The following is a 25,761-nucleotide window of genomic DNA, read 5'->3' as shown; positions in this document are numbered from 1 at the left end:
CCAGCGGAATCTATATCATCCCTTGACGGCGCCAATCGTTACGCCGCTCACGAAATACTTCTGCGCAAACGGGAAGACGAGCAGAATAGGTCCCGTTGCAATAACGGTCATCGCGAGCTTAAAGGTCTCCTTCGGAGCATCCAGACTGGTCACATGCTGCGCCATTGCGGATGACAGATTAATGGAGGAAAGCATTTTATAGAGCAAATATTGCAACGGAATCAGCGAGTCCTTCGACGTGAACATCATCGCCGTCCACCAGTCATTCCAATAAGCCAGCGCGGTAAACACCCCAATCGAAGCAAGCGCAGGCTTGCTGAGCGGCAGAACCATCTGCAGGAAAATCCTCATCTCGCCCGCTCCGTCAATCCTCGCCGACTCGATCAGCGGCTCGGGAACGGAGCTTTTTATAAAGCTGCGAAGAATAAGAATGTACATGACGTTGAACATCGGTCCTAGAATCAACACCGCGTAAGTGTTCGTCAGATGCAGGTTGCGGCTGAGCCAAATATAGTAAGGAGCAAGTCCGCCGTTAAACAGCGTGGTGAAGAAGAGGAAGAAGGCCAGCTTATTGCGGTGCTTCAGCTCTTTTCTCCCCAGCACATAGGCCGCCATCGTTGAGATGAACAGCGACAATACCGTACCTACCACCGTCACGATAATCGATACCTTGTAGGCCGAGAGCACATCGTTCGGATAGCGGAAAATATACTTAAACGCTTCAAGGGATACCTCGCGCGGCCAGAACCAGTACCCTTCCGCAAGCACGGAGCTCTCCGAGGAGAAGGCGCCTGCCAGAAGAACGATAAAGGGCAGCAGACATATAAGAGCAATGATGGATACGACCGTATAGGAGATCGTTGTAAAAATCGGAGCGGAATTCAGCTTCCGGCTGGAAGTTGGACTGCTCATCGTAACACCTGCTTTCTCGCGTAAGTTGAATAGGAAGCTGCCGGTTAGAACTAGAACAGCGCTTGCTCTCTGTCATACCGGCGCACCAGCCAATTGGCGGTCAAAATAATGATGAGGGTCAGCACCGACTGATACAGCCCGACCGAGGAAGCCATGCCGAAATCGGCGGATCCCATTAGGGACCTGAAGGCCAGCGTATCGATAATATCCGTCGCGTCCATCAGCAGACCGTTGTTGCCGATCAGCTGATAGAACATATCGAACTCGCCTCTCATAATCCGCCCGAGTCCCAGCAGCAGCAAAATAATCATCGTTGGCTTGAGCAGAGGCAACGTAATTCTCGTAATCCGTTGAAGCCGGGTTGCTCCGTCAATAGTGGCTGCCTCGTATATTTCCTGATCGATGCCTACTATGGCAGCCAGATACAGAATGCTGCCGTAGCCTACCCATTTCCACACATACAAGAAAGGAAGCAGGAAGTACCAATAGCTGGTGTTAGAATAAATATCAAGCGCCTGCACGTCCATGTAATGAAGAAGCTTGTTTACGATGCCGTACTCGTAATTGAGGAAGTTATAGACAAAGGCCGACACCGTTACCCAGGAAATAAAATACGGGAGGAACATCAGCGTCTGACTCAGCTTCTTGAACGACTTGCGCCTAATCTCGGACAGGAATACGGCAGCAACGATGGAGAACAAGGTATAGCACCCAAGGAACATAACGTTGTACACCATGGTGTTGCGGGTAACAAGCCATGCTTTGCCCGAAGCAAAGAAATAATGGAAATTGTCAAAGCCCACCCATTCGCTCAGGAACATGCCGCCTTGCCTGGAATAAGATTCGAACGCCATCACGACGCCACCCATCGGGATGTAAGCGAATACAACAAAATAAACGGCAACCGGTAAAAACATTAGATACAACAGCCAATTCTTTCGAATATCCTTCATGCGAGCAACCTCCGTAACATTCTCTCCTCTATCTGCTTCTATGTTATCGAATGCGGCTTTTGCCTCACACGGGGTAAACCTACGATCATCTTTGAAAACCTATGAAAAAAGCCCGCCCGGCGTTTATGCACCGGGCGGGCTTATTCATCATATCGATCATCGGCTGGCGATATATTCCGCCGCCTGCTTTTGCACCTCCGCCTTAACCTTATCAATCCCGGCTTTCTTCAAATGCTGCACCAGGGTATCGAAGGCTGCTTCCACATCATTAACCGCACCGATATAGATCGGCTGCGCATATTGCGTCGAGACATTCTTAAGATTGGCAATCTCCGATTTCACCTGATCGGAATTAAACAGGAACCCTACCAGAGGCGTGGGCTCCAGCAGCGGCTGAATCCGGTCCTGCAGCTCTTTATACGACTCGGTCGAGTTGGCAACCGGCTTAAACAGGTTCTTGTTCACAAACCAGAAGCCGGCGGCATCGGGAGGATACGTATTGGACTCAGGCGTCACGCCTTCCGGCAGGCCCACCGTGCCGGAAGGCGTAATCGTGTAGTTAACCCCTTCGATCCCGTAATAGGCCAGATAGGCATACGAAGGATCCTCCATAAGCAAATCAAGCGCCTCCAGCGTCCTTTCCGGATTTTTGGAGGAGGCGGCAATCGCTACCCCATTGTTCAGCCAGCTGGATTCCGCAGCCTTCCCTGACGGATACAGCATCGGGAACGGGTAGACGTCTATCCCCTGCTCCTTGCAGGACATAAAGACATTCATCATATCGATGGAATTGCCGAATGCGATGCCCGATTTGCCGTTGCAGAAATTATCCTTCGAGCGAATGTTGTTGGCGTAAGGATTTCTGTTAACGTAGCCCTTGTCATACCAGTCCTTCATGATATACGCGGCTTCCTTCTGCCAGCCCAGAATCGGTTCTTCCGCCATGCTGTACATCACGGCCTCGGGGTCCTCCATATCCGCCGTTATGCCTTGAGCCAGAGGATCGCCCGAATCAAAAGGAGCCGTAAACCAGGCAAACTTCTCTAACATCAGATAAGCAAACGGAGTCGGAAGATCGTATTGGGAGTCCAGATTAAGCGGAATCATGCCCGGATAGTCGCGTTTAATTTCCGCCAGATACGGCTCTATCTCCGAGAACTTCGCAATCTGCGTCATGCCTGCCTTCTCCATCACGTCCTTGCGGAACAAAGCCACATTGACCTTGCGGTCAGGAGAGGAGGTCGGAACCATATACGGCGTCCCGTTCACATCGGCTGCGCGAAGCGCTTCCGGCGCCATGGCTGCCATATGCCGCGGCATATATTGCTCCAGCATGGACTGGCTAAGCGGATAGAAGGCTCCCTTAGTCGCCTCCGCCACATAGAAGTTCCAGTCTGCCGCAAATATAAAATCCACGTCCTGACCGCTCGCCATAACAAGCGGATACTTCGACGCAACATCATTCCATCCGATATAATTCAGCTCAATCGTTGCGTTAATATCCTTCTTCAGCTTCTCGTTAATCGCCTGAAGCACTTGCGGCATCCCTTTTGGCGCCTCGCCAATCAGATAACCGATAAGCTTTACTTCCTTCTCATGGCCGGAACCTGATGCAGCCTCATCCTGCGTATCAGCATTCCTGGAACAGGCGGTTAATCCCAGCACGATCAGCATGCACAGCAGAGCCGCACCCAGCCACTGCTGCCATCTTATTCCCCGTCTCATTGCGCTCTCCCCCGTTAATCCAGTCTTCGTTCCGGCAGCCGCAGCAATACGCGCGTTCCTTCGCCCTCCGAGCTGTCGAACTTCAGTCCATACTGAAGACCGTAAGACAGCTGCAGACGTTCCTCGATATTGCGGACGCCGTAGCCTCCTCCCTCCCCTTCTTCCGAAGGAGCCTGAAGAATGGCGCTCAGCTGCTCCGCGTTCATCCCTACGCCGTCATCGCTTACTTCAATGAACAGATCTCCCTTGTCCGTCCAGGCGGAAATCCGGATTTCGCCTTCTTCGTTGTCCTTCTCCATAATGCCGTGCAGAATCGCGTTTTCGACAAGCGGCTGGAGCAATATTTTCGGCAGCCGGCAATCATACAGATCCCTTGGTACTTCAAACTCCAGACGGACGGTGTCGCCAAAGCGCATGTTCTGAATCCGCACATACGCCTCGATATGCTTCAGCTCGCTCTCAAGCGAAACGTACTCCTTGCCGCTCGACAAGCTGAGCTTATAGAAGACGGCAAGTTCGTCCACAACCCGCTTGATGTCATCCGCGTTAGATTCTATCGCCATCGCGTTAATCAAATCCAGCGTATTGTACAGGAAATGGGGATTGATCTGGGCTTGCAGCGCCTTCAGCTCCTTGTTCTTCACCTCTCGGCCAAGCGACGACTTCTCTTCTATTAATCCCGAAATATTCTGGACCATCGTATTGAAGTTATGCGTCAGTTCTCCGATCTCGTCATCGCTTGCCGGAAGAGGCGCCAGCTGGAAATGGCCATGCTTCACCTTCCGGACATGGATAATAAGCCTTCTGATCCTCTTTGTTGCCGAAGCGGCGACAAAGAAGGAAAAAGGCAGCATAAACGGTACGACGATCAGGAAAATCGATATAATCCGGTTCCTCGCTTTTACGCTGGATTGCAAAATATCGGTATACGGCACAACAAGCGCAACCTTCATGTCGGTATGGGGAATCGCTTGCACCCCAAGCAGATGCCGGCTGCCGTTGATTGGATAATTATTATTGTAATAATTATCCACCTCGTCGGAATCATGATAGAGGGCGCTAACTTCCTCTACTAGCTCATCCGAATAACTAAACCGATCTGACTTGCCTAACAGCTCGCCTTCGTCGTTGAACAGAAAAGCCGCCGCATGAGGAGTCAGAATCGCATGATTAAGCACCGAATCCATGGCGGCCGGCTTTACGCGCGCCCGTACAATACCGTCGAAACGCTGAATATCATGCTCATTCGGAATTTTCCGCAATACCGTTAATTCCCGGCTGTCGGCATTGGAATCAACTTCTGTCGAGGGAAGCCAGGCAACAAAGGCTTTCGCCGAAGCAAAACGGGTGTACCAAGGCTCCGCTTCCGCTTCCTTCATATCGAGGAAATCGGCATTTTCCGTAGCACCGGCGAGTCCCTGTCTCATATAAATCTGAATGGAATCAATATCGTCATTATAACGGAACTGATTAATAAGCCTCGACAGCTGCAGAGAAGCCATATGCCACACATCAATGTCCTCATACGGCTTGGAGTCCGCATTCACCGCCGTCTGCACAAGCTCGTTGAAGGCGATAAAATTAAGAACCTCCGTAATCGCTTCGGATTTGTATTCGAGATAGGCCTTCGTCTCGTCCAGCATTTTGCGCGAGGCGTAGATCGCCGCCTCCTTATTCTCCTGCTGCGTCGTGCTGATATGAATAAACAAGAGGAGCAGGAACGGAATCATGATGACCAGCACGTAAGTCGCAAACAGCTTGTAACGGATGCTGAAGAAAATTGGCCGCTTCAATCTTCTTCTCATCGGACGGCACGCTCCCTGAATTCGGAAGGGGTACAGCCCGCGTTCCGTTTGAAGAAGGTGGTGAAGTAATTGGCATCGGTCATGCCGATCAGAAGCGCTACCTCGATCATTTTTACGTTCTGGTCGCAGAGCAGCTCCTTCGCCTTGTTCATTCTTGTAACCGTAATGTATTCCTTGATCGTCTGCCGGCTATGCTTCTTGAAATAAGCGCATAGATAAGTCTCGCTTAACTGTACATGGTCGGCTATGGCGCGGATCGTGAAGCCTTTCTCATGGAAATGGGCATGAATATACCGGTGAATCTCCCTCATCTTGCCGCTCCCCGCTCCTGCCTCATCCTCGCTTGGCTCAGCCATTGCCTCCAGGAACGATAACACATATTGCTCCAGTTCCCCGAGACACGGGATGCGGTCAATCTCCTTCCACATGTACCTCCGTTCGGTATCCTTCGATACCTCTGCCAGCCCAAGCTGGATAGCCGTTTCCATAATCGCGATGAGGAATTGGAAATACGTATCTTTTAATCGCAAAATATCGAGATCCATCTGCTTCCGGACATAGGCCGTCCATTCCCGAACGATTCGTTTGGCTTCCTCTACATGGCCTTTGCGGAGCTGGTCGCGCATCAGCCGCACCTCTTCCCAGTTCGTAGCAACAGGGGCATGCGACGCAAGCACGTCCGAGAAGACAGGCTTTGATCCGTTGCCATAATATTGATAGGCGCAAGCAAGAGATGCAAGACGGTAGGATTCGGGTATCTCCCGATAGGAAGCTGCGGGCTGCCCGATTCCGATCCGAAGGTCGATGGCCGGTCCCGCAATCTCGCGAAGCCCGGCAAAAATCTCCTCTATCTTTTCTCTGCCTTCCCGGTAGGAGCTTCCGTACTCGCCAGGCAGAATAAGCACCAGATGATGGCTCGAATCAAACCCGGCAAGCGCTTTCATATTATGAAAACAGTCACGACTAGAGATCGCTTCCAGTATGCGTAACTGCGTCACGCCGGGATCCTCAGGCAGATCCAGCGGACTCCAGTAAAGGCTGGAGACGGCTACCGTAAAGGAACCTTCCGTCCGAAGCAGGAACGTCTCCCGGCTGCCCAGCGCCGGAACGACATGCGGAGAATCCGGATTCGATACCAGCCTGCGAACCATCTCCTGCCTAAGATAAGGCAAGCTATGGTCAAAGCCCTCCTGCAGCTTGCGCTCTTCCTCCTTGCGCTTCCGTTCTTCCTTGCGTTGCCGGATGGCTGCCTCCACCACGTCGCGTACTTCGTTCAAATTCACGGGCTTTTCGATATACGTAAACACCTTAAGCTGAATCGCGGACTTGAGGTACTCCTTATCGGAGAAGCCGCTGAGGAAAATAATCGGGCAATCTGGATCCGTATTCCTGTACGCGGTTGCGAATTCGATTCCGCTCATCTTCGGCATTCTTATATCGCAAAGTATAATATCCGGCTTCCGTTCCAGCGCAAGCTCCAGCGCCTGAAGTCCGTTGCGTGCCGTCTCTACCTCGTCGATTCCCACCGTGTCCCACGGAATATAGTTTTTCAACAATTCTCTTGTCCGGGTCTCGTCGTCAATAATTAATAACTTCAAGAGAATCCCTCCTGAATGGCGATGTGTATGGGCTTGCTGCAGACACGACTTTCGTCTTTCCATTATAGAAGGTAGTCTACAGCCTGCATACGGGAAAAACCTACGATTACCTTTGATTATTGAAGCCGTTCATTTTTGCCGCGCATTTTAATAGAAATTAAAAAGCAGCAAGCCCGGGAAAAGCTTCCCTGACTTGCTGCCCGCTATGGTTACGATTAGTTTTTGACCAACGACCAATCGTCTACTCTGACCCAATTGCCCGCGTTAGCTACCGAATATAGCCCAATCTGCGCCTTGCCGCTTGTCACCTGGATATTAGGGATCGTGATTTGCGTCCAGCTGCTAATTGAGGTGTTGATAGCCGCATCCAGCTCGGAGCCTCCGTAATTCTTCACGTAAATTTGCGCCGTAGATTGCCCGCCGCTGCTCTTCACCCATACCTTCAAGGTATACGTTCCATTCGGAAGACCGGTTATATTCTGGTACCGGCTTGCGCTGTAGGCCGTTGTTGCATATTGATTGCCCGACCATCTACCGGAATGCGCGCCGCCTTCAATATTCGAGCCCGGATCTGCAGCCGTGTTAAACCACGTGCTCCAGCCCGCTAGGCTGATCTGTGATACCCGGTCCGCTTCATAGCTTGGATTCATGACATAGTTATTGCCGCTTCCTACGCTCCATGTTCCGGTTGCCGCATCCAGATTGAACTGACTGAGCGAATTCAACGTTGGAGTGGTTCCGCTGAAAGAGATTGGCATCCATTGGTTATAGCCAATGCCGTTGCCCGCAAAGTCGCTCCAGCGGTCACCGCCAAAGAGAATAGTCGTCTGCGAAGTACCCTGTACGGGAATAAACATGGAGGTCTGGGACACATGAGAGAAGTCGGCATCCGTTCCGTTCATCACAAACTCACTTGAATAAGTACCGGTAATATTAGTTGAGGTGACGCAATAAGTATGGGAAGCGTTCCAGCCGTGCAGGTCGGATGAGCATAAATAGTAGACACCGTTATACTTGAACATCGCATTCCCTTCACGGCCGCCGGCGCTGCTGTTATAGACGTTGGCTGCCGGTTCCACGTTCAAGTAATCGGATGCCCGAAGCTCGGACACATACAGATGCGATCTTCCGCTGGCGTTGCTGAATACGAGATAAGCCTTCCCGTTGTCATCGATGAATGTAGACTGATCTCCCGACATATTGTTTACGACGTTCGTAATCGTAGATTGAACATGATCGAAGGCGAACGTTCCCGTCGGCGTGCTGCTGGTTGCAAACGCAATCCCGCTGCCCGCCGGTCCCGAATATTGCGTAATCAGGACATATTTCTGCGTATTTGCGTTATACACGACGCCAAGACGACCCAGCCAGTCGGCATCCCAGGTTGAACCATCCGTTGCCCCTGTTATGACATTGCCGCGGAAGGTCCAGTTCACCAGGTCCGTAGACGAATAACAGGTAACAGCCGCAAAGCTGGTGTCGCTGTTCTTGGATGTCGGATTATTATAGTAAGTTACGGCTCCGTTATATTTGACTCCGTACCAGTAATACGTGCTGCCCACTCTAAGAATATTGCCGCCTTGCGAGTAGATGGGATTGCCCGAGGTGTCCTTCCAGAATACATCATTGTTAATCGTCTGGCTTGCCGCGTGCGCCGTCTGCGGCCCTGCAAAAGCCAGCACCAGCGCAGCGAACAGAACTAGGCCTTGCATGGCTGTCAGCCACTTCAACTGCATCCTCATTTCCAGCATCCTCTCTTTACGGTAATGGTCATTAATCCTTCTACTATTCCTCCTTTCCGCATTTGTCGTTGTTCATTTTATAGCGCTTACAATGGAAAATACAGACTTAGAAGTTACGATTATCTTGATTAACTTACGTATGCATAACAAAAAGGAAGCGGCTCTCATCCGCTTCCTTTCGATGCCTTCTTTATTTCAGCCTGCATATACTCGGCAAATTCAATGAATGGTCTCTCATCCCGCTCCGGCAGGTTTCCTTGTCCAAGGTAATCATCCAGGCAAGCCCTTAAAACGGCATGATACTTGCTCGGCAATACCCGCAGTCCCCATTCCCCGCCCTCTTGCTTGGAGGATACTTCGCCTTCCCGCAAGTAGAACAAAACCCTGCATAGATTTAAGGAATAATACACCGGTAAATCGGTAATCTCTTTGGAAGCTTCGCTTATATCGCCTAGAATAGACTGTATGTAATAGTTGCTCTCAACGGGCTTGAATAGTTCCGGGATCGGAACGCCCCGCAAGGTCTTGCCCCTGTAATAAATAACCGTAAGATGCGCGGCTAAATCCGGGTCTTCGAATCCTCCGCAAAGGTAGCCGGGTTCAGATTGATAACGCTCGCGATGATACTCCGAGTAATGATATTCGAATGGCGTCGGGTATACAAAATCCCTTGCATAAGACTCCAATATTACGCTTAGCTCTATCCCATTGCTGCCGGGCAAGTCATGATCCAGAAGTAAAGCATGCTTCGTCATCAGCTGCAGCTCTTCTTTGGAAAGCTTATTCTTTACGACAAGGATGAGATCGATATCGCTTTTCTGCGGGTTGAAGCAGCCCATGGCTAATGAACCGTGCAAATAAATGCCTGTTAAATTGTCTGATAATATCGCCTCGAAGGTGCTCACCGCTTTTTGCAAAAAGGCATCGGCATCCACTATGTCCTCCTTCAAATATACGACCTCCCCCAATGTTCCGCCCTTGCCACCATTATTAATCAAAATAAAATTCTATGTCTACGGCCAAAATCGAACACTCCAATTTACGGACATACTTCCTTCAAGATTAAGACAGTCCTTGGGCCATTTATTTTTATTCAGCTAAACTTATAAAAACCCGTTGGATAATGGTTTATTTGTGATATAATCTCCATAGTTTTTTACCAATAAAGCTTTTACACTAACACAGAAATCGGTGATCACATGTTTCAATTCAAGTGGCTTTGGCACAATCTGAATGGTGATCGGGCAAGGTACATTATCGCCCTATGTCTATCAGTCATTGGCTCATCGCTCACGATTATTAACCCGTACATTGGTCAACGCATTGTCGACACCTTCATCGCAAGCGACAATGCCGTAAAAAACCTGACCGATGAACGATCCCTGCTGATCGGTTTATGCTTTGGCATGATCGGCTTCTCCCTGCTGCGCACGGGGCTCGCTTATTTCACTACCCTGCTTTACGAACGCGCATCGCAGAACATGCTGTTCCGCGTAAGGATTTACCTGTACAACAAAATTCAAGGCCAAGACATGCAATACTATGACCGCAACCGCACCGGGGATCTCATGACCAAGATGACTGGCGATCTCGAGATGGTGCGCCACTCGCTCGCGTGGATCATCAAGACGATTATCGAGTCTCTTACGATCTTCCTCGCGGCAGTCGTCTATTTCTTCTTTATCGACGTCTCGCTTACGTTATGGCTGCTTATTTTGTCGCCGCCAATCTTAATCGTCGCTTTTATCTTCGCCAGACGCGTACGCCCGATGTATGTGGATCTCCGGGAGCGCCTGTCGCAGCTGAATACAACAACCCAGGAAAATATCGCGGGCAACCGGGTCGTCAAGGCCTTCGCGCGCGAGGAGTTCGAGATTCGGAAGTTTACCGATAAGAACGTCAATTACTCCACGGCCAACAAGAAGGCCGCATTGGTATGGCTTGATTATTTTCCTTATCTGGAGACCTTGTCCCAGGCCTTTAACGTCATTCTTATGATTGCGGGCGGTTTTCTTGTTATGGACGGCCGGATCACCTTTGGCGAATTTTCCGCTTTTTCGGCGCTCATCTGGGGTCTATCCAACCCGATGCGCAACATCGGCATTATTATTAATGATATTCAGCGGTTTTTCGCCAGCCTTAGCAAAATCATCGATGTGTACTATGCCCAGCCTCAAATCGTCAATGAGCACAATCCGGTTGTGAAGCACCGCTATAAGGGCAGCATCGAATTCGATAACGTCAGCTTCAAATACGACAGCGCTACGGTACTCGAAAATATCAGCTTTAAAATCGAGCCGGGTGAAACCGTTGCCATCATGGGCGCCACGGGCTCCGGCAAAACAACGCTGATCAATATGATTCCGCGTTTCTACGATGCTACGAAGGGCCGCGTTCTCGTGGATGGCAAAGACGTCCGCAAGCTGGAGCTTGATGAGCTTCGCGGCAATATCGGGGTAGCGACGCAGGATGTTCTGCTCTTCTCCGACACGATTGACGGCAATATCGCTTACGGCAATCCGGATATGCCGGAGGAGGAAGTCACGAAGTTCGCAAAGCTTGCGGCTGCAGATGACTTTATTCGCAAAATGCCGGACGGTTATGATACGGTCGTAGGCGAACGCGGGGTGGGTCTGTCGGGCGGTCAGAAGCAGCGTATTGCTTTGGCGCGCGCGATGGCCGTGCAGCCCCCGATTCTGATTCTGGACGATACAACCTCGGCCGTCGACAACGAGACGGAGGAGCATATTCAGCGGAGTCTGAAGGAGCTGGAATTCTCCTGCACCAAAATCATTATCGCGCAGCGCGTGTCCACAACGGCGCATGCCGACCGGATCCTCATCTTGGAGAACGGCCGCGTTATTGAAGAAGGCACTCACGCCGAGCTTCTCGCGAAGCGCGGGTATTATTACGGAGTATTTATGCTGCAGAACGAAGGCATCGAGAGAGAGGTGACAGCTCATGGCAAGGAATAAATTCGACATCGACGAGAATCTGGAGTCGCCCTTTAATATCAAGCACTTCAGGCGTGCTCTCGTCTATATCAAGCGCCAGAAGAAACCGATGATTATCGCTTTCGTGCTGAGCGCCCTGTCAGCGGGTATCGCGCTCTCCGCACCTCTGATCATGCAGCATGTGGTTGACGTAACGATTCCGGCCAAGGATAAAGGCGGGCTTGTCTGGTTATCGATGTTAATGCTTGCGACCATTGTGGTCAGCGTTATTCTGGCGACGATCCGCTCCCGCATTATGACCCGTGTCGGGCAGGATATTATCTTCGATATCCGCACCGATCTGTTCAAGCATTTGCAGGAGCTGCCGTTCCAATATTACGACGACCGCCCGCAAGGCAAAATTCTGATCCGCGTTGTCAATTACGTCAACTCGGTATCCGATGTTTTGTCCAACGGTATCATCAACTTGATTCTGGAGATTCTCAACCTGATCTTTATCGCGGCGTTTATGTTCGCGGTTGACGCCAGATTGTCTCTTCTTATCTTGGGAGGTCTGCCGATCTTTATCGGCATCATGCTGCTTATCAAGACGAAGCAGCGCCGCGCATGGCAGGCGGTATCGAATAAGAGCTCCAATATGAACGCTTATCTGCAGGAGAGCATCAGCGGCATTCGCGTTACGCAAATCTTTACCCGGGAAAAACATAACGAAGGCACCTTCACCCGCTTGTCGGTCAACTATCGCAGCGTGTGGATGAGAGCCATGTATTTCAACTTCCTTGTTCCGTTTTCGGTAGATAACCTGACGACGCTCGTAACGACTTCCATTTATTTCGTAGGTCTCTTGGCGTTAAGCCCGGCAGAAGTCACCTTTGGCGTTATTCTGGCGATGAGCAGCTACGCGGCGCGCTTCTGGCAGCCGATACTTAACATTTCCAACTTGTATAACAGCTTTATCAACGCTGTCGCCTATCTGGAACGGATCTTCGAGACGCTGGACGAACCGGTTACCGTTAGCGATGTGCCTGATGCGCGCGAGCTGCCGGCTATCAAAGGCCGGGTTACCTTCGACGATGTGACCTTCGCTTACGATCCTGGCGTCAACGTCCTTCAGAACCTGAAGTTTGACGTGAAGGCTGGCGAAAGCATCGCGCTTGTAGGTCCTACCGGCGCGGGCAAAACAACCGTCGTCAATCTGATCTCGCGTTTTTACAATGTCACCCAAGGCCAGATTCTGATCGACGGGAATGACATTGCGGACGTGACGCTGAAGTCGCTGCGCAGTCAGATGGGCATTATGCTTCAGGACAGCTTTATCTTCTCCGGCACGATAATGGACAACATCCGCTACGGCAAGCTGGACGCAACGGAAGAAGAGATTATTGCCGCAGCCAAAACCGTATGCGCGGACGATTTCATCCGCGAGTTCGAGCATGGCTATATGACCGAGGTAAACGAACGCGGTTCGAAGCTTTCCCAAGGACAGCGTCAGCTGATCTCGTTCGCCCGCACGCTGCTCGCGAATCCGCGCATCCTTATTCTCGACGAAGCTACTTCGTCGATTGATGCCCAGACCGAGCGCCTGCTCCAGAAGGGTCTGAACGAATTGCTTAAGGGACGGACTTCGTTCATTATCGCGCACCGTCTGTCCACGGTTAAGAACTGCGACCGGATTATGTACGTAGCCGACAAAGGCATCGCGGAAGCCGGCTCGCATGACGAGCTGATGGCTCAGCGCGGCCGGTACTACAAGCTGTACACGGCTCAGAAGATGGAAGCCATGTAACAACACACAGCAAGGCCCCCGATCGGAATGGATCGGGGGCCTTTTCTATTAAGCTTACCGCGACAGCTTGATAACAAGCTTTTTCGCCGATTCGGTTTCGATTGTGATTTTGTAGCGTTCCTTTATTGCTTCAAACTCAATGTTGCCAGTCTCCTTGGAAGTTACGGTTTTCTCCCAAACGGTCTCGTCATCATGGCTGACCTTGAGGATAAACGAGCCCTCTTCCGAAGACGCCTCATAAGGAATGCTTACCGGCCCCGCTTCCGCGACGGAGAAATCGTCTACCTTGTAATTCCCCTTCAGCGAGCCGATCTTCAAGCTCAGCTTGCCGTTGATCTCGGTTTTTACGGTTGAGACGGCTACACTGGTTCCATCGGCATTTTTGGACACGACATTAATGACAACAACCGTAATAATGAACAAGGCTAAAAAGATCCAAAATCTGAATTTGGATTTGGATTTGGACTTACCGATTCTCAAAAACATAACCCCCTGGCATTTTTGTCCGTCGGACAATAATTCGCCAAGGGGCTTTTAATCCCTTTTCTTGCCGTTATTTTGCAGATACCGTCCCATCCTTGTTAACCTTTACGTTGAAAGAAATCTTGTTGAGCTTCGAATAAGTCGTTTCATTATAAGCTTCTTCCCGCAGAATAGGTCTTGTGTTATCGATTTTCACCGGCGTGATTTTACTGCTCACCTTATCCCCGTCGAACGTCAGGGTAGCAATCATGGAGTCGTACGCTTTGTTCGAGCGCTGCGTTGGGGTAAATACAAAGTTGCCGAGGGAATAGAAGATCGGTTTGCCCTTATACGTCTCGATGCCCTGCAAACAATGGCTGTGGCTGCCGATTACGGCATCTACCCCCGCGTCGATAAAAGCTTTCGCATACGTTCTCGCATAATCCTCCGGGTAATCCTGGTATTCGTTATTCCAGTGGATATAGATGACCGTTATGTCCGAATATTTAACCGCGTTCTTGACGTAACGCATCATCGTATCGAAATCGTAACCCGAGGCGATACCCGCCTTGTTATTCCCCGCGTACCAGCTTGGGCCCGAGAGCACCCGGCTGATGCCAACGATCGCAACCTTCTTCCCGTTGACCTTCTTGGAATAAGCGGTGAATGCCTCGTCGATATTGCTGCCGGCCCCGGTATGGCCAATCTTGTATTCGTCCAGATAATCTATCGTGTCGGTCAGCGCGTCCACCCCGTAGTCGAGCGTGTGGTTATTCGCGACGGATACTCCGTCGATTCCGGAGTTAACGATCGCTTGCAGCGTTTTGGGCGCGGAACGGAAGGTGTACGTTTTAATCGCCTTTTGACCGCGTGTCGAGACCGGAGTCTCCAGATTGGCGAAGCTGATGTCCGAACCGGATAATAGGCTGCGTACCTTCTCAAACGGGTAATTCACGCCATACTTCTCTATATTCGCCGCAACCTTCCCGTCCAGCAAAATATCCCCCGCAAAGCTGATCTCGATCGGCTTGTCCTCTGTGGCTGCCGGCTGTGCCGAAGCAGAGGAGGCTACCGCCGTCACATTGCCCGCCGCCTCCAGATTAAAGCCCAGAAAAAGAAGCAAAGCCATAACGTATTTAAGCACTGTCATTCGCATCGTACCCTCCATGGAATCTATGTATCTTCCAACCAAGACTACTAATGTGTATGCCGGAAGGAAGAAATAGATTACTAGAAGGGAAAGGCTTTTCTTTCGTTCAAACTTTTGATACAGTAAGAAAAATAACGTTGTATGCGACTGGCGAAAAAAGTGGAATCAACCACGAGGGAGCATGCAGATTGGACGTTCCGTTCGCCTGGGAAAAGTATCTGAGGATAGACTCGCGTTTTTTCGCGAGCCTTCCGCGGATACTTTTTTTCGTTCATGAACAAAATGGCATGGAGGGATTGGAATGACAAAACTCTTGAAAGCGAAGGAAGCAGCAGATCAGGTATACGAAGGAATCCGGACAAAGGTGGAGAAGTGGAAGCACAACGGGATCCAGCCTCGTATGGCGGCCATTCTGGTCGAAGGAGATCCCGCATCGGCCTATTATGCCGGGGCCAAGCAAAAAATTGCCGAGAAGCTGGGCGTAGCTTTTACTCTCCACGCGTTCACGGCAGAGGTTGCGGAAGAAGAGATCCTTCAGCTTGTTAATCGGCTAAACAACGATCCATCCGTTCATGGCATAATGCTAGAACTGCCCCTGCCCCGGCACCTGTCGGCGAGCACGATTGAGAAGGCGATCTCCCCGCTGAAAGACGTGGATGGAGTTACGCCTGCTAACAAGCTTGCTACGGTAACGGGTGACAGCGGTCTCTATCCGGCCACTCCGCAATCCTGCATCCGGCTTCTGCAGCATTACGGTTATACGCTCGAAGGCAAGAATGTAACGCTCGTCGGACGCGGCCAAACCGTCGGACTCCCGCTGTTCCATATGCTTCAGCGCGAGAACGCCACCGTAACCGTCTGTCATTCGCGCACGCCGGACATCGCTTCCCATCTGAGCCATGCCGAAATCGCCTTTGTCGCGGTTGGCCGTCCAAATATCGTTGAGCAAAATATGGTTCATTCCGATCTGGTTATTATCGATGCCGGAATTAATGAAACGCCGCAGGGTAAAATGGTTGGCGACGTAGCAATCGACGTTCAATCAAGCGCAGCGGCGGTATCCCCTGTACCTGGCGGGGTCGGAACGTTAACAACGGCTATCCTGTACGAGAATCTAATGAAGGCTATTGAGCTTCAATTCGGGGAGCGCAAATAAATGACGACAACAATGACGTGGGATGTTTCCATCCGCCATTTCCTGCAGCAAGCCGGCAGCTCCAATCCTACGCCGGGTGGAGGAAGCGTAGCCGCATTGATTGCTGCGCTTGGAGCTTCGATGACTTCAATGGTCGGGAACTTGACTCAGGGAGATAAATTCGCCGATATTCAATCTGCTATCGCTGAAGTCATAGAGCAGATGCGTCGATCAACGGCAGAATGCGAAGAGCTGCTTCAGGCGGATATCTCTTCTTTTAATAGATACATGGATGCGCTCAAGCTCCCTAAGAGCTCGGATGAAGAGAAACTTATACGCAAAAACGCGCTTCACCAAGCTGCGATTCAAGCGATTGATGTTCCACTACGCCTCATTGAGGTGTGCCGGGAAGGTCTGGCCTTTACCCACCGCATTGCGGATTCTTCTAACAAAAACGTCATTTCCGATCTGGGGATTGGAGCAATCTTGTTCGAAGCCGCGGCGCAGTCTGCACTGCTGACGATCGAGATCAATCTTGCCTCGTTAAAGGACTTGGAGCTGAAACGGCTGTATTCGGACAAAGTGGCTTTGCTAATGAACGAGATTCAGGATCTTAAAAGCAGTTCCCTGCAAATCACCCGCAATCGCATCCTAAATTAATTTTCCATACGAAATCCAATGTAGCTGAAAAGAAAGAGGCTGTCCCTTAGTCAACTTAATGACTTATAGGAACAGCCCTTTTACTTAAGCTTCCTCTACTATCGCTACGCCCCAACGCTCAAGCTCAATCGTTTCACCCGAGCGGAGCCCGAGGTCACCGAGCAGCTCGGCGCCGTCTCCATGAGGATAGACGAAGGATTGCGGTTCATCCGAATAATTGAAATAATAGCGGATTGTTTTGCCGGACTCGTTAGTCCCCGTCTTAACGATAACCGGGAACTGAAGCTCCTGGTCGACTCCCCAAATTCCCGCTTCGCGGCATGCTCCCTCCAGCACTTTGCGGGCAGCCGCTTCGCTTGGCAGGCAGCCGATATAGGTTGCGACGCCTTCGCCATGCCGGTTGGTCGTGATCGCCGCGTATTGTCCCCAATGCGGATGATCGTACCAAGCAAGCACCTCCGCCGTAGTTGGCGTAAGCAGCTCCATCCATACCTCAACGTTATTGTCAGACTCCCCAACGCCAAACGGATTCCCTTTCAGCGACACCTTGCTAGGCTCCGCAAATTGCGAATAACGAATGCCGCAAGCTTTCTCGATGAGGCCTGGCTGAGCGCCCGTCCGCACCTTAATATGCTCGTTCGCAAAACCGCTCTTGAACGTATATACGACATGGCCGCCGTTCTCGACGTAGCGGTTCAAAGCCTCAAGAAGCTCGCCTGATGCAGCGTACAACGCCGGCACAACGATCAAATCGTAATTGCCCAGCAGCTCGATAGACCCCGGATGCAAAATATCGCAGCCGATATTCATCTCGTACAGCCGGTCGTACATGAGACGGACGATATCATTGTAACGGACCTCTCCGCCAGGCAGCTTAAACCAGTCGAGAGACGTCAACGCTTCGTTGCTCACTAGGACGGCAGCGCGGTTCGTCTTCTTGAGGTTAACCAGCTTGTCCGACAAACGGGCGAATTGGCGGCCAACAATCCTGGCTTCGTTATAAGTCGGATTTGGCCCCAAGTCATGGCTGAGCAGGCCTTTCCAATACGTTTCGAAAGAGTTATGAATGGAATGCCAATGCCAATATTCGACCATATTAGCGCCGGAAGCCAAGTGGCTGAATGCCTGCTGCAGCAGCTGGCCCGGATAAGGCGTCCAGTTCGGGAACGCTTGGGCTTGCGTCTCCAGCACGAAATAGTTCATCCCTTTCAGCGATCGGGTCGAGTCTCCGCCGAAGGAAATTTCCTTCCCGGTGAGATCATCCTGCGACGGATGATAAATATCAACGCCCGCGATGTCGAGCGCCTTCGCCGCTTCGAAATGGTCCACGTCCGGCTGAACGCCAAAGGAATAACCCCGCCATTCAAAATCAAAGTTATGCGTAACGAATTGACCCGGACGTTTATACTCGTTCACAATGGATGCCTGCCACGCGAGGAAATCGGTCACGAGCTGCCGCTGGAATCTTGCGAACTCCGCTCCAAGGCTTCCGTTGATCGTACCTACAGCCGACGGGAAGTCCTCCCAGCTGTTAATCCGGTTGCTCCAGTAATCGAGGCCAAATTCCTCGTTCAGCCGCTCTACCGTACCGAACTTCTCCCTCATATACTTAACGAAGCGAAGCTGTACGTTAGGACCGCTTGTCCGGTAATGCTTTGTTTCGTTATCTACCTGATAACCGATAACGGCGGGATGCCCGCATACCCGGCTGATCAGCTTGCGGATAATACGCTCGGAATAAAACAAATACGAAGGGTTCGTAATGTCCATAATCTGCCGCGCCCCGTAGCGGCCCGGTCCGTCCGGCGTCTCAGCCAGTACGTCCGGATGTTCCTTCACCATCCAGGTGGGCACCGCGTAGGTTGGCGTTCCGACAATCACGTGAATACCCGCTTCATGCATGGCATCCAGCACGCGGTCCACGCTGGAGAAATCAAATACGCCGTTTTGCGGCTCATGCGTGCTCCAGGTCGATTCCGCGATGCGGACCAGATTAATCCCCGCTTCCTTCATCATCTCAATATCCGTGCTTAATCTTTCGTAAGGCATATACTCGTCGTAATAGGCTACTCCATAGAACAGCTTGTTCAACGTCATCTCTCCCCTGTCAAAGGTTTTATAAGTTATTGCGGTATTGGGTTGGCGTCATGCCGGTATGCTTCTTGAACACCTGGAAAAAGTATTTCTCGTCCTGATACCCGGATTCGTGAGCGATATCCGAGATCCTTAGGCTTGGGTCCTTAAGCAGACGGGAAGCATACTCGATGCGAATGCGGTGAAGATATTCGATAAAGCTTGTCTGCATCTGCTGCTTGAACAAATAACTGATATAACCCGGCGTTACGTACACCTCGCGGGCAACCGATTCCCGGCTGATATCCAGCCGGAAATGCTCATGAACGTAAGCGAGTATCGACTCGAACAGCTTGTTGCCGTTTTTGCGCGCCGACAGCTGATCCGCGATTTTGAGCGCCGTATCCGTCAGCGTTGCCACAATATGCTCCAGGCCGGAACGGGCCATCATGCGGGGGATTTCATTCAGACCGCTGCCGAACACCTCCATTACATTGACATTCCGTTCAATGCAATCCCGGTAGAGAGCGAAATAAAGCGCATAGATCGAATTGCTGACGTTCTCCTTCGAGGAGCTCTCCGGCTGCAGCGAAGCGAGGAAGTCCTGCAAACTGCCGCGAATCAACGCTTCTTCTCCTTTTACAATCGCCTGAAGAACGGCCTTCTCGCTCTCTAGCGGATAAGAGGTATGCGTGAAATCCTCTTCCTCCGCCGCTTCCAGGTAATCGGTGATTTTTGCGCTGCCCTCGTAAAATTTCGCGTTTAACGCCTTCTCCGCTTCTTGGAACGAAGGGCGGAAATGCCGGATATCCCGGTCAAAGCTGCCAATCCCCACCGAGACGGTAAACTTGAGATAGCCTTCCGCGTTATGCTGAACGGCTTCCGCGTAAGGCAGGAGCAGCTTCGCGTCGAGCCATTCCTCCGCGTTCATCAGCAGCACCACGTCGTCGTTATGCTCGAAGGCGGCGCAGCGGCATAACGGCGCAAACGTCTCCTCGGCAATATTTTTGAGCGCGTATTTGAACAATTCGATATCCACGCTGCCGAACCTTTGTTGAACCAGATGCAGGTTGTCGATTTGCACGATTAACGCTCCAAAGAACGGCAGAGGGAAGGAAATATCGCTAAGCATCAGATTGTTAAGCAGCCGATCGTACGGAGGAGTTTCGGTCAAGGCGAGCCGGCTGAGCGCATATTCCTTGAGGAAAGGGAAGCTTTCCCGGAAGCCGCTGCGTAGTCCTTCCAGCTTCTCGTTCTCGCGCCTTTCTTCGGCAATCTCCTCCGTCAGCTTAATAACCAGATCCAGAATTTCCTGCCTGCGGCTTGGCTTAAGCAGGTAATGGGCAACGCCGGAAGCCATCGCCTTCTGGGCATAAGCGAATTCGTCGTGTCCGCTCATAATGATGCATCTGACCGCGGGATGCACCTTCGAGACCTGCTGGATCAGCTCCAAGCCGTCCATCACCGGCATCCGGATATCCGTCAGCAGAATATCGACGCCCTTGCCCTCCATGATCTCGAGCGCCTCCGCGCCATCCCGCGCCTCGCCAACGATCTCGATCCGGTGAGCCGCCCAATCGATCAGCATTTTTATGCCCGTGCGGGCTCTTTCCTCATCATCCACGATAAGCAGTCGATACATGGTCGTCACTTCCCCCCATTGATAGAACCGCAGGTATAATGAGCTGCACCCGCGTGCCTTGTCCCGGCTTGCTATCGTATGTCAATTCGAAATCATCCTTGTAATAATGCTTCAGCCGTTCTTGAACGTTGCGGACGGCATAACCGCTTGTATCTTGCCCGACGTTGATGTCGCTTTCCTTCGGCAGCTCGGTCAGCTTCGCCAGCTCCTCTTCTCCCATACCCGATCCGTTGTCCTCGATCACGAATTTCAGGCGGTCACCCTCGCGGGTTCCCGTTACCCGCACAAACCCGCCGCCCCGCTTCCGTTCAATGCCGTGAACAATGGCGTTCTCGACAAACGGCTGAAGCAAAAGCTTCAGAATGACATACTCGCCTAGGTCAGGAGAAATATCGACCTCGTATTCGAGCACATCGCGGAAGCGCATTTTCTGCAGGGAAAGATAGAGCTCGAGAAGCTCGCGTTCCTTCGCCACGTTGGTGAAGCTTTTGCCGCGGTTAAGACTTAAACGGAACAACCGCGACAGATTAATAATCATCTCGCTGATTTTCTCCTGGCCGGCGGATTCCGCCTCCCAGAATATCGTATCCAGCATGTTGTACAGGAAATGAGGGTTAATCTGCGCCTGCAGCGCTTTAAGCTCGGCCTCCTGCTCCCTGAGCCTAAGTACATACGCATCATCAACAAGGGCCTTGATGCTCTCTACCATACTGTTGTACCCCTGAGTCAAGTAGCCGATCTCGTCTCCGTATTTGACGTCCACTTTCTCGTCGAATTGACCGTTCTGGAAACGGCGCATTGACAATAGCAGATTTTTGATCGGGGCGGTCAGGAACATCGTGAGCAGCAGCATAACCGGAATACTCATGACAAGCCACACCGCGATAAGCAGCATGACGAACTGCTTGATCGAATTCAGCTCTTTGGTAAGCGTGCTGAGCGGTACGGCGTAGAGATATTGCCAGCCGTTTTCCCCTTTGCTGTAAGTCAGAAGCAAGCTCTCTCCATCCAGCTTCACGACCTTGGACCCCGATTCGGGAATAGCCTTGCGAATGGCATCAAGCTCCGACTGCCCATCCTTGAAAAAAGGTTTTCCAGCCTCCAGCAGAGGCTCGCCGGTCGAATCCAGAATAACGATGCCGTGATCCTTGTCATACAAATTCGCCAAGTACTGCGCTTTGATGGTCTCCTGATTCACGCCTACAAATATAAAACCAATGGTATAGCCATTATTGATGTTACGGACAATCCGGGTCATCCCGATCTTGTCCTTGCGGTTGTTCTGAATAAATACGTTATCCGAGGTTAGAGGAAACCATAGCGGCGCTCCGCGCAAAACAGCCGTCTCCTTATAGACCCGGTTCGCCTGGATTTCCTGAATCGTGCCCGAACCGCTGCTGTCATCGGTTGCGACCTGGAACAGAGGCGGTCCTTCCTTCCCGTACAGCGCGACATAGTCGAAATTGCCCGTCAACAGCATCTGATTCATTAGGGTTGTTGTTGACCCATTGTACAAGGTAGGATCCAGCGTCCCCTCTTGCGGACGCACCTCCATCTGGAGCGTCGACTGGATATACGGGTCCATGACAAATACCGTCACCCAGTTCGATATCGCCTTTTGCATCGACTGCATGTTATTTTCCACAACCCGGACAACTCCGAGATTCGTTGAGCTGACCTTGTTTACGATTTGAGTTTTTGAGGTTTGAATCGCATAATACCCAAGCAGAGCGGAAAAAACTGTCATGAGCAGCGCAAACGGGATAATGATTTTGAACTTCAGGCTTAAGTTGAAATAAGCGCGCAGCATGAACGATCACAAGCCTTTTCTTTGCTTTTTTGTTATTCTATTCTTCCTTTGCGTCAATCACAATGACTTTGAAGAAGGTTTCGACAAACTTCTACCTTCGTCTTTTTTTCTCTACTGACCAGCCATTATTCCGCTTGTTATGATCGGTGCAGGCAATAGAGATTGCTTACATTCCTAATCACAGATCAGGGGGATTTACGATGAAGAGATACTCCAACTGGGCGCGTGCGTCCATATTGACTTTAGCCGTTGCATCCGTTGCAACGCTTGCCGCATGCGGCAGCAACAACAGCTCGAATACGGCGGACGGCAGCAGCGGGAACGGCGGCGGCGCCAGCAAGGTAACCCTGCGCTTCTTCTCCAACCTGCCGGACCGCAAATCCGGACAAGGGCTCGCCGAACAAACGGTTATCGATAATTACATGAAAGAAAATCCGAACGTCAAGATTGATGTCGAGACGCTTGCGGAGGAGCCTTTCAAGAGCAAGCTGAAGGCTTATATGTCTTCCAATGAACCGCTTGACATTACCATGGTTCACGGCGGGGCCGAGCTTAATACGCTGGTGCAAGCCGGTTACGTAAAAGAGCTGGATCCTAAAGCTTACGAAGGCGAGCAATTCAACTTCCTGCCTGGCGTGTACAAATCGTTTACGTTTGGCGACAAGCTGTACGGCCTGCCGCGGAACAGTGATTATGAAGTCATCTACTACAACAAAAAGCTGTTTGAAGACAACGGCGTGAAAGTGCCTACAACGATGACCGAGCTGCTTGATGCGGCAAAAGCTTTCCGCGACAAAGGCATTGCGCCAATGTCAATCAACGGCAAAGATCTGTGGAGCTTTGGCGAGATGTTCCAGAACGTGGTGCTACGCTACAGCGGCAACCAGAATCTGATTCTGGACGCCATCGATAAGAAGACCAAATTCGCGGACGACGAGAACTTCCTGAAAGCCGCTCAATACCTCGCCGATGTGCGCGATGCGAAGATGTTCCAGGATTCCTTCATGACAGCGGATTACGGCGCATCCCAAAACCTGTTCTCCCAAGGTAAAGCGGCCATGTGGTACATGGGATCGTGGGAAGCCGGCATGGCAACCAACGAGACGCTGCCTGAAGAATTCCGTCAAAACCTTGGCGTTGTGAAATTCCCTGTTGCCGAAGGCGGCAAAGGTACAGTAGACGATCTGCTCGCTTGGAACGGCGGCGGTTATGCCCTCGTAAGCAGCTCGAAGCATCCGGAAGAAGCGAAGAAATTTTTTGACTACCTGATGAGCGCAAACCAATGGGCGAAAACAGCCTGGGATACCGGCGCAGCCGTTCCTGCTCAGAAATACGAACTGAGCGGCAGCGAAAGCGAAATTCAGAAGACGCTGACAGACATTCTGGTAAACGCGGCTTCGACATCCGGCGCTTCCGCCATCGACTACGGCACGCCAAAGTTCAAGGATGATTCCCAGAACGCGTTTGGCAAGTTCTTCTCCAGCAAACAGACACCCGAGGAACTGCTTAAAGCACTCCAGACAGCGGTGGACACCCAATAGACGCATAAAAGGACTCGGATAAGGACAGGGCGCTCCTGTCTTTATCCCTTTCTAAAGGATGGAGAGATTATCATGCATCGAGTGTTTAGAAACAAAACGGCCATTTTTCTATTCGTAGCTCCCGGTATGCTGCTGTTCGCGCTTACCTTCCTGGCTCCGATTCTGGTCAGCGGCTACTATTCCTTTACCGATACGCTTGCTCCGGGAACCAACGTAAAGATGGTTGGCTTCGACAACTACGCGAATCTGCTCTTCCATGACGGGAAGTTCTGGCTCGCTCTTCGCAACGCCCTTCTTCTCGGGATCGGCTTTATCGTGCTGCAGCATCCGATTTGTATTTTCTTCGCGATCCTTCTCGACCGTCTTGGGGGCAAGGCCGAGAAGATTTTCCGCACGATCTTTTTTATTCCATGCGTCATCTCGGTTGTCGTTATTTCGAAAATGTGGCTTTCCCTTCTTGATCCAACCTTCGGCATGCTGAACAAGCTGCTGGATCTTATTGGCCTTGATGCCTTGAAGCATGCTTGGCTTGGCGAGAGCAGCACGGCTCTTGGCTCCATGCTCTTTATTCTGATCTGGGCAGGCTTTGGCTGGGGTCTCCTGTTCTACTACGCCGGCGTTAAAGGTATTTCCGAGGACTTGTACGAAGCTGCGCAGCTCGACGGCGCTTCCGGCTTCCGGATGCATCTGAAAATTACGGTTCCGCTCCTCAAACCGGTTATTGCCGTTCAATTTACGCTTGCCATCATTACCGCATTGAAACAGATGGAGACCGTCTTCCTCACAACAAACGGCGGACCCGGCGACTCTACGCAATTCCTTGCCGTATACCTGTATAACAAGGCGTTCTCGGCCAGCCAATACGGCTACGCCAACGCGATTTCGATTCTGTTCGTAATTGTATGTCTACTTGCAACTTATTTAAGCAACCGTCTTACTCGCAGCGATGCGACAGACTTCTAGGAGGGCGACACACATGATAGCACGCAAAAAAACGGCAATCTGGATTTTCTTCCTGATCGTCGCCGCCGGACAGTTATTCCCTCTCATCTGGCTTGTCGACTTCTCCTTTAATTCGAGTGCCGACTTTTATTCCGATAGCATACTGAAATGGCCTAGCTCGCCGCAGTGGCAAAACTACGTAAATGCCTGGGTGGATGGGAAATTTTTAAAATATTTGTTTAACAGCTTGTTTATCTCCATCGTGACGATCCTGCTGACTGTCGGGTTATCGCTCACGTTGTCTTACGCGTTTATCCGCATGCAATGGAAGCTGCGGACCCTTCTGTACACGATCCTGCTTCTTGGCATTATGATTCCTATTCACGCAACCCTGCTGCCTAACTTCGCGATCTTCAAAGAGCTTGGCTTAACGGATTCCTATCTGGGCTTGATTCTTCCTTATACGGCGGTATCCGTTCCTCTTGGAACGTTTATGCTCAGCGGCTTCCTGAGAAGCATCCCGAAAGAGCTGGAAGAATCGGCCGTTATGGACGGCTGCAGCATTTACCGTATCGTATTCCAGATCATCGCGCCGCTCCTCAAGCCAGCTCTGGTTACGGTTGTCGTTACGACCTTCCTGAACTGCTGGAATGAATTCATTATGGCATCCACGTTCCTTAGCAAGGATGCGCTCAAGACGCTTCCGTTCTCGGTCATGAACTTCACCGGCCAGTATTCTTCCGATTACGGCTCCCAATTCGCGGTTATGGTACTGACGTCGATCCCGGCTATCATTATCTACGCTGTGTTTAACGAGCAGATTACGAAGGGCGTAACGGCCGGCGCCGTTAAAGGCTAATAGGAGGAAAAT

19 protein-coding genes and 1 riboswitch are annotated in these 25,761 nt (G+C 51.3%); of the genes, 7 read left to right on the top strand and 12 right to left on the bottom strand.

The genetic code is table 11. The annotated features are described in order from the left end of the window. Positions 1-15 precede the first annotated feature (15 nt). The 7 genes from PJDR2_RS04670 to PJDR2_RS04640 form a co-directional block, all read right to left on the bottom strand. Positions 16-912: a carbohydrate ABC transporter permease gene (locus PJDR2_RS04670; RefSeq protein WP_015842535.1), complete on the bottom strand. Its 897-nt coding sequence runs from the start codon at positions 910-912 to the stop codon at positions 16-18. 50 nt (positions 913-962) lie between these two features. Then, positions 963-1,865, bottom strand: coding sequence for an ABC transporter permease (locus tag PJDR2_RS04665; RefSeq protein WP_015842534.1), 903 nt, complete (start codon positions 1,863-1,865; stop codon positions 963-965). A gap of 156 nt (positions 1,866-2,021) precedes the next feature. Further along, positions 2,022-3,590, bottom strand: a complete 1,569-nt coding sequence (locus tag PJDR2_RS04660; RefSeq protein WP_015842533.1) for an extracellular solute-binding protein — start codon at positions 3,588-3,590, stop codon at positions 2,022-2,024. Between the two features lie 14 nt (positions 3,591-3,604). Beyond that, positions 3,605-5,395 carry a cache domain-containing sensor histidine kinase gene (locus PJDR2_RS04655; protein WP_015842532.1) on the bottom strand — a complete coding sequence of 597 codons (1,791 nt, stop codon included), beginning with the start codon at positions 5,393-5,395 and terminating at the stop codon, positions 3,605-3,607. Then, complete coding sequence (locus PJDR2_RS04650; protein ID WP_015842531.1) at positions 5,392-6,993, bottom strand: response regulator; 1,602 nt, start codon at positions 6,991-6,993, stop codon at positions 5,392-5,394. The genes PJDR2_RS04655 and PJDR2_RS04650 overlap by 4 nt, the downstream gene beginning before the upstream one ends. A 215-nt stretch (positions 6,994-7,208) precedes the next feature. Further along, positions 7,209-8,735, bottom strand: a complete 1,527-nt coding sequence (locus tag PJDR2_RS04645) for a family 43 glycosylhydrolase (protein ID WP_015842530.1) — start codon at positions 8,733-8,735, stop codon at positions 7,209-7,211. 164 nt (positions 8,736-8,899) lie between these two features. Further along, positions 8,900-9,685: an aminoglycoside adenylyltransferase domain-containing protein gene (locus PJDR2_RS04640; protein WP_265525102.1), complete on the bottom strand. Its 786-nt coding sequence runs from the start codon at positions 9,683-9,685 to the stop codon at positions 8,900-8,902. 249 nt (positions 9,686-9,934) lie between these two features. Here PJDR2_RS04640 and PJDR2_RS04635 point away from each other — a divergent pair, with 249 nt between their 5' ends. Next, positions 9,935-11,710 (top strand): ABC transporter ATP-binding protein, encoded by a 1,776-nt coding sequence (locus tag PJDR2_RS04635; protein WP_015842528.1) that lies wholly within the window; start codon positions 9,935-9,937, stop codon positions 11,708-11,710. Continuing rightward, entirely contained in the window at positions 11,697-13,475 is a 1,779-nt protein-coding gene (locus PJDR2_RS04630) for an ABC transporter ATP-binding protein (protein WP_015842527.1), read from the top strand. The genes PJDR2_RS04635 and PJDR2_RS04630 overlap by 14 nt, the downstream gene beginning before the upstream one ends. 54 nt (positions 13,476-13,529) lie before the next feature. Here PJDR2_RS04630 and PJDR2_RS04625 read toward each other — a convergent pair whose 3' ends face one another. Together PJDR2_RS04625 and PJDR2_RS04620 are read right to left on the bottom strand one after the other, a co-directional pair. Continuing rightward, complete coding sequence (locus tag PJDR2_RS04625) at positions 13,530-13,955, bottom strand: hypothetical protein (protein ID WP_015842526.1); 426 nt, start codon at positions 13,953-13,955, stop codon at positions 13,530-13,532. 73 nt (positions 13,956-14,028) lie between these two features. After that, positions 14,029-15,087 (bottom strand): CapA family protein, encoded by a 1,059-nt coding sequence (locus PJDR2_RS04620; RefSeq protein ID WP_265525101.1) that lies wholly within the window; start codon positions 15,085-15,087, stop codon positions 14,029-14,031. A 133-nt stretch (positions 15,088-15,220) separates the two neighbouring features. Then, positions 15,221-15,305, top strand: a riboswitch (ZMP/ZTP riboswitch). An 83-nt stretch (positions 15,306-15,388) separates the two neighbouring features. Here PJDR2_RS04620 and PJDR2_RS04615 point away from each other — a divergent pair. Together PJDR2_RS04615 and PJDR2_RS04610 are read left to right on the top strand one after the other, a co-directional pair. Continuing rightward, a complete protein-coding gene (locus tag PJDR2_RS04615) occupies positions 15,389-16,243 on the top strand; it encodes a bifunctional 5,10-methylenetetrahydrofolate dehydrogenase/5,10-methenyltetrahydrofolate cyclohydrolase (protein ID WP_015842524.1) in 855 nt (284 codons plus the stop codon). Continuing rightward, positions 16,244-16,882, top strand: a complete 639-nt coding sequence (locus PJDR2_RS04610; RefSeq protein ID WP_015842523.1) for a cyclodeaminase/cyclohydrolase family protein — start codon at positions 16,244-16,246, stop codon at positions 16,880-16,882. Between the two features lie 84 nt (positions 16,883-16,966). Here the strand turns inward: PJDR2_RS04610 and PJDR2_RS04605 are convergent, their stop codons facing one another. The 3 genes from PJDR2_RS04605 to PJDR2_RS04595 are packed head-to-tail and all read right to left on the bottom strand — an operon-like array spanning position 16,967 to position 22,407. After that, positions 16,967-18,973 (bottom strand): beta-galactosidase, encoded by a 2,007-nt coding sequence (locus PJDR2_RS04605; protein WP_015842522.1) that lies wholly within the window; start codon positions 18,971-18,973, stop codon positions 16,967-16,969. Between the two features lie 25 nt (positions 18,974-18,998). After that, a complete protein-coding gene (locus PJDR2_RS04600; protein WP_015842521.1) occupies positions 18,999-20,597 on the bottom strand; it encodes a response regulator in 1,599 nt (532 codons plus the stop codon). Further along, entirely contained in the window at positions 20,572-22,407 is a 1,836-nt protein-coding gene (locus PJDR2_RS04595; RefSeq protein WP_015842520.1) for a cache domain-containing sensor histidine kinase, read from the bottom strand. Before PJDR2_RS04595 ends, PJDR2_RS04600 begins: the two co-directional genes overlap by 26 nt. A 200-nt stretch (positions 22,408-22,607) precedes the next feature. Between PJDR2_RS04595 and PJDR2_RS04590 the strand changes: the two genes are divergently transcribed. From PJDR2_RS04590 to PJDR2_RS04580, 3 genes are all read left to right on the top strand, one after another. Then, a complete protein-coding gene (locus tag PJDR2_RS04590; RefSeq protein ID WP_015842519.1) occupies positions 22,608-23,948 on the top strand; it encodes an ABC transporter substrate-binding protein in 1,341 nt (446 codons plus the stop codon). 72 nt (positions 23,949-24,020) lie between these two features. Then, positions 24,021-24,911 carry a carbohydrate ABC transporter permease gene (locus PJDR2_RS04585; protein ID WP_015842518.1) on the top strand — a complete coding sequence of 297 codons (891 nt, stop codon included), beginning with the start codon at positions 24,021-24,023 and terminating at the stop codon, positions 24,909-24,911. Positions 24,912-24,924: 13 nt separating this feature from the next. Then, positions 24,925-25,749, top strand: coding sequence for a carbohydrate ABC transporter permease (locus PJDR2_RS04580; RefSeq protein ID WP_015842517.1), 825 nt, complete (start codon positions 24,925-24,927; stop codon positions 25,747-25,749). Positions 25,750-25,761 lie beyond the last annotated feature (12 nt).

Origin of the sequence: Paenibacillus sp. JDR-2, assembly GCF_000023585.1 — a bacterium.
Classification (GTDB): Bacteria; Bacillota; Bacilli; order Paenibacillales; family Paenibacillaceae; genus Pristimantibacillus.
This window is presented reverse-complemented; position numbering and strand designations above follow the sequence as displayed.

Excerpts from the sequence above, each read along its gene's own strand:
- PJDR2_RS04670 (WP_015842535.1), bottom strand. The coding sequence starts at position 912 with ATGAGCAGTCCAACTTCCAGCCGGAAGCTGAATTCCGCTCCGATTTTT.
- PJDR2_RS04665 (WP_015842534.1), bottom strand. The coding sequence starts at position 1,865 with ATGAAGGATATTCGAAAGAATTGGCTGTTGTATCTAATGTTTTTACCG.
- PJDR2_RS04660 (WP_015842533.1), bottom strand. The coding sequence starts at position 3,590 with ATGAGACGGGGAATAAGATGGCAGCAGTGGCTGGGTGCGGCTCTGCTG.
- PJDR2_RS04655 (WP_015842532.1), bottom strand. The coding sequence starts at position 5,395 with ATGAGAAGAAGATTGAAGCGGCCAATTTTCTTCAGCATCCGTTACAAG.
- PJDR2_RS04645 (WP_015842530.1), bottom strand. The coding sequence starts at position 8,735 with ATGAGGATGCAGTTGAAGTGGCTGACAGCCATGCAAGGCCTAGTTCTG.
- PJDR2_RS04635 (WP_015842528.1), top strand. The coding sequence starts at position 9,935 with ATGTTTCAATTCAAGTGGCTTTGGCACAATCTGAATGGTGATCGGGCA.
- PJDR2_RS04630 (WP_015842527.1), top strand. The coding sequence starts at position 11,697 with ATGGCAAGGAATAAATTCGACATCGACGAGAATCTGGAGTCGCCCTTT.
- PJDR2_RS04620 (WP_265525101.1), bottom strand. The coding sequence starts at position 15,087 with ATGACAGTGCTTAAATACGTTATGGCTTTGCTTCTTTTTCTGGGCTTT.
- PJDR2_RS04615 (WP_015842524.1), top strand. The coding sequence starts at position 15,389 with ATGACAAAACTCTTGAAAGCGAAGGAAGCAGCAGATCAGGTATACGAA.
- PJDR2_RS04610 (WP_015842523.1), top strand. The coding sequence starts at position 16,244 with ATGACGACAACAATGACGTGGGATGTTTCCATCCGCCATTTCCTGCAG.
- PJDR2_RS04600 (WP_015842521.1), bottom strand. The coding sequence starts at position 20,597 with ATGTATCGACTGCTTATCGTGGATGATGAGGAAAGAGCCCGCACGGGC.
- PJDR2_RS04595 (WP_015842520.1), bottom strand. The coding sequence starts at position 22,407 with ATGCTGCGCGCTTATTTCAACTTAAGCCTGAAGTTCAAAATCATTATC.
- PJDR2_RS04590 (WP_015842519.1), top strand. The coding sequence starts at position 22,608 with ATGAAGAGATACTCCAACTGGGCGCGTGCGTCCATATTGACTTTAGCC.
- PJDR2_RS04585 (WP_015842518.1), top strand. The coding sequence starts at position 24,021 with ATGCATCGAGTGTTTAGAAACAAAACGGCCATTTTTCTATTCGTAGCT.
- PJDR2_RS04580 (WP_015842517.1), top strand. The coding sequence starts at position 24,925 with ATGATAGCACGCAAAAAAACGGCAATCTGGATTTTCTTCCTGATCGTC.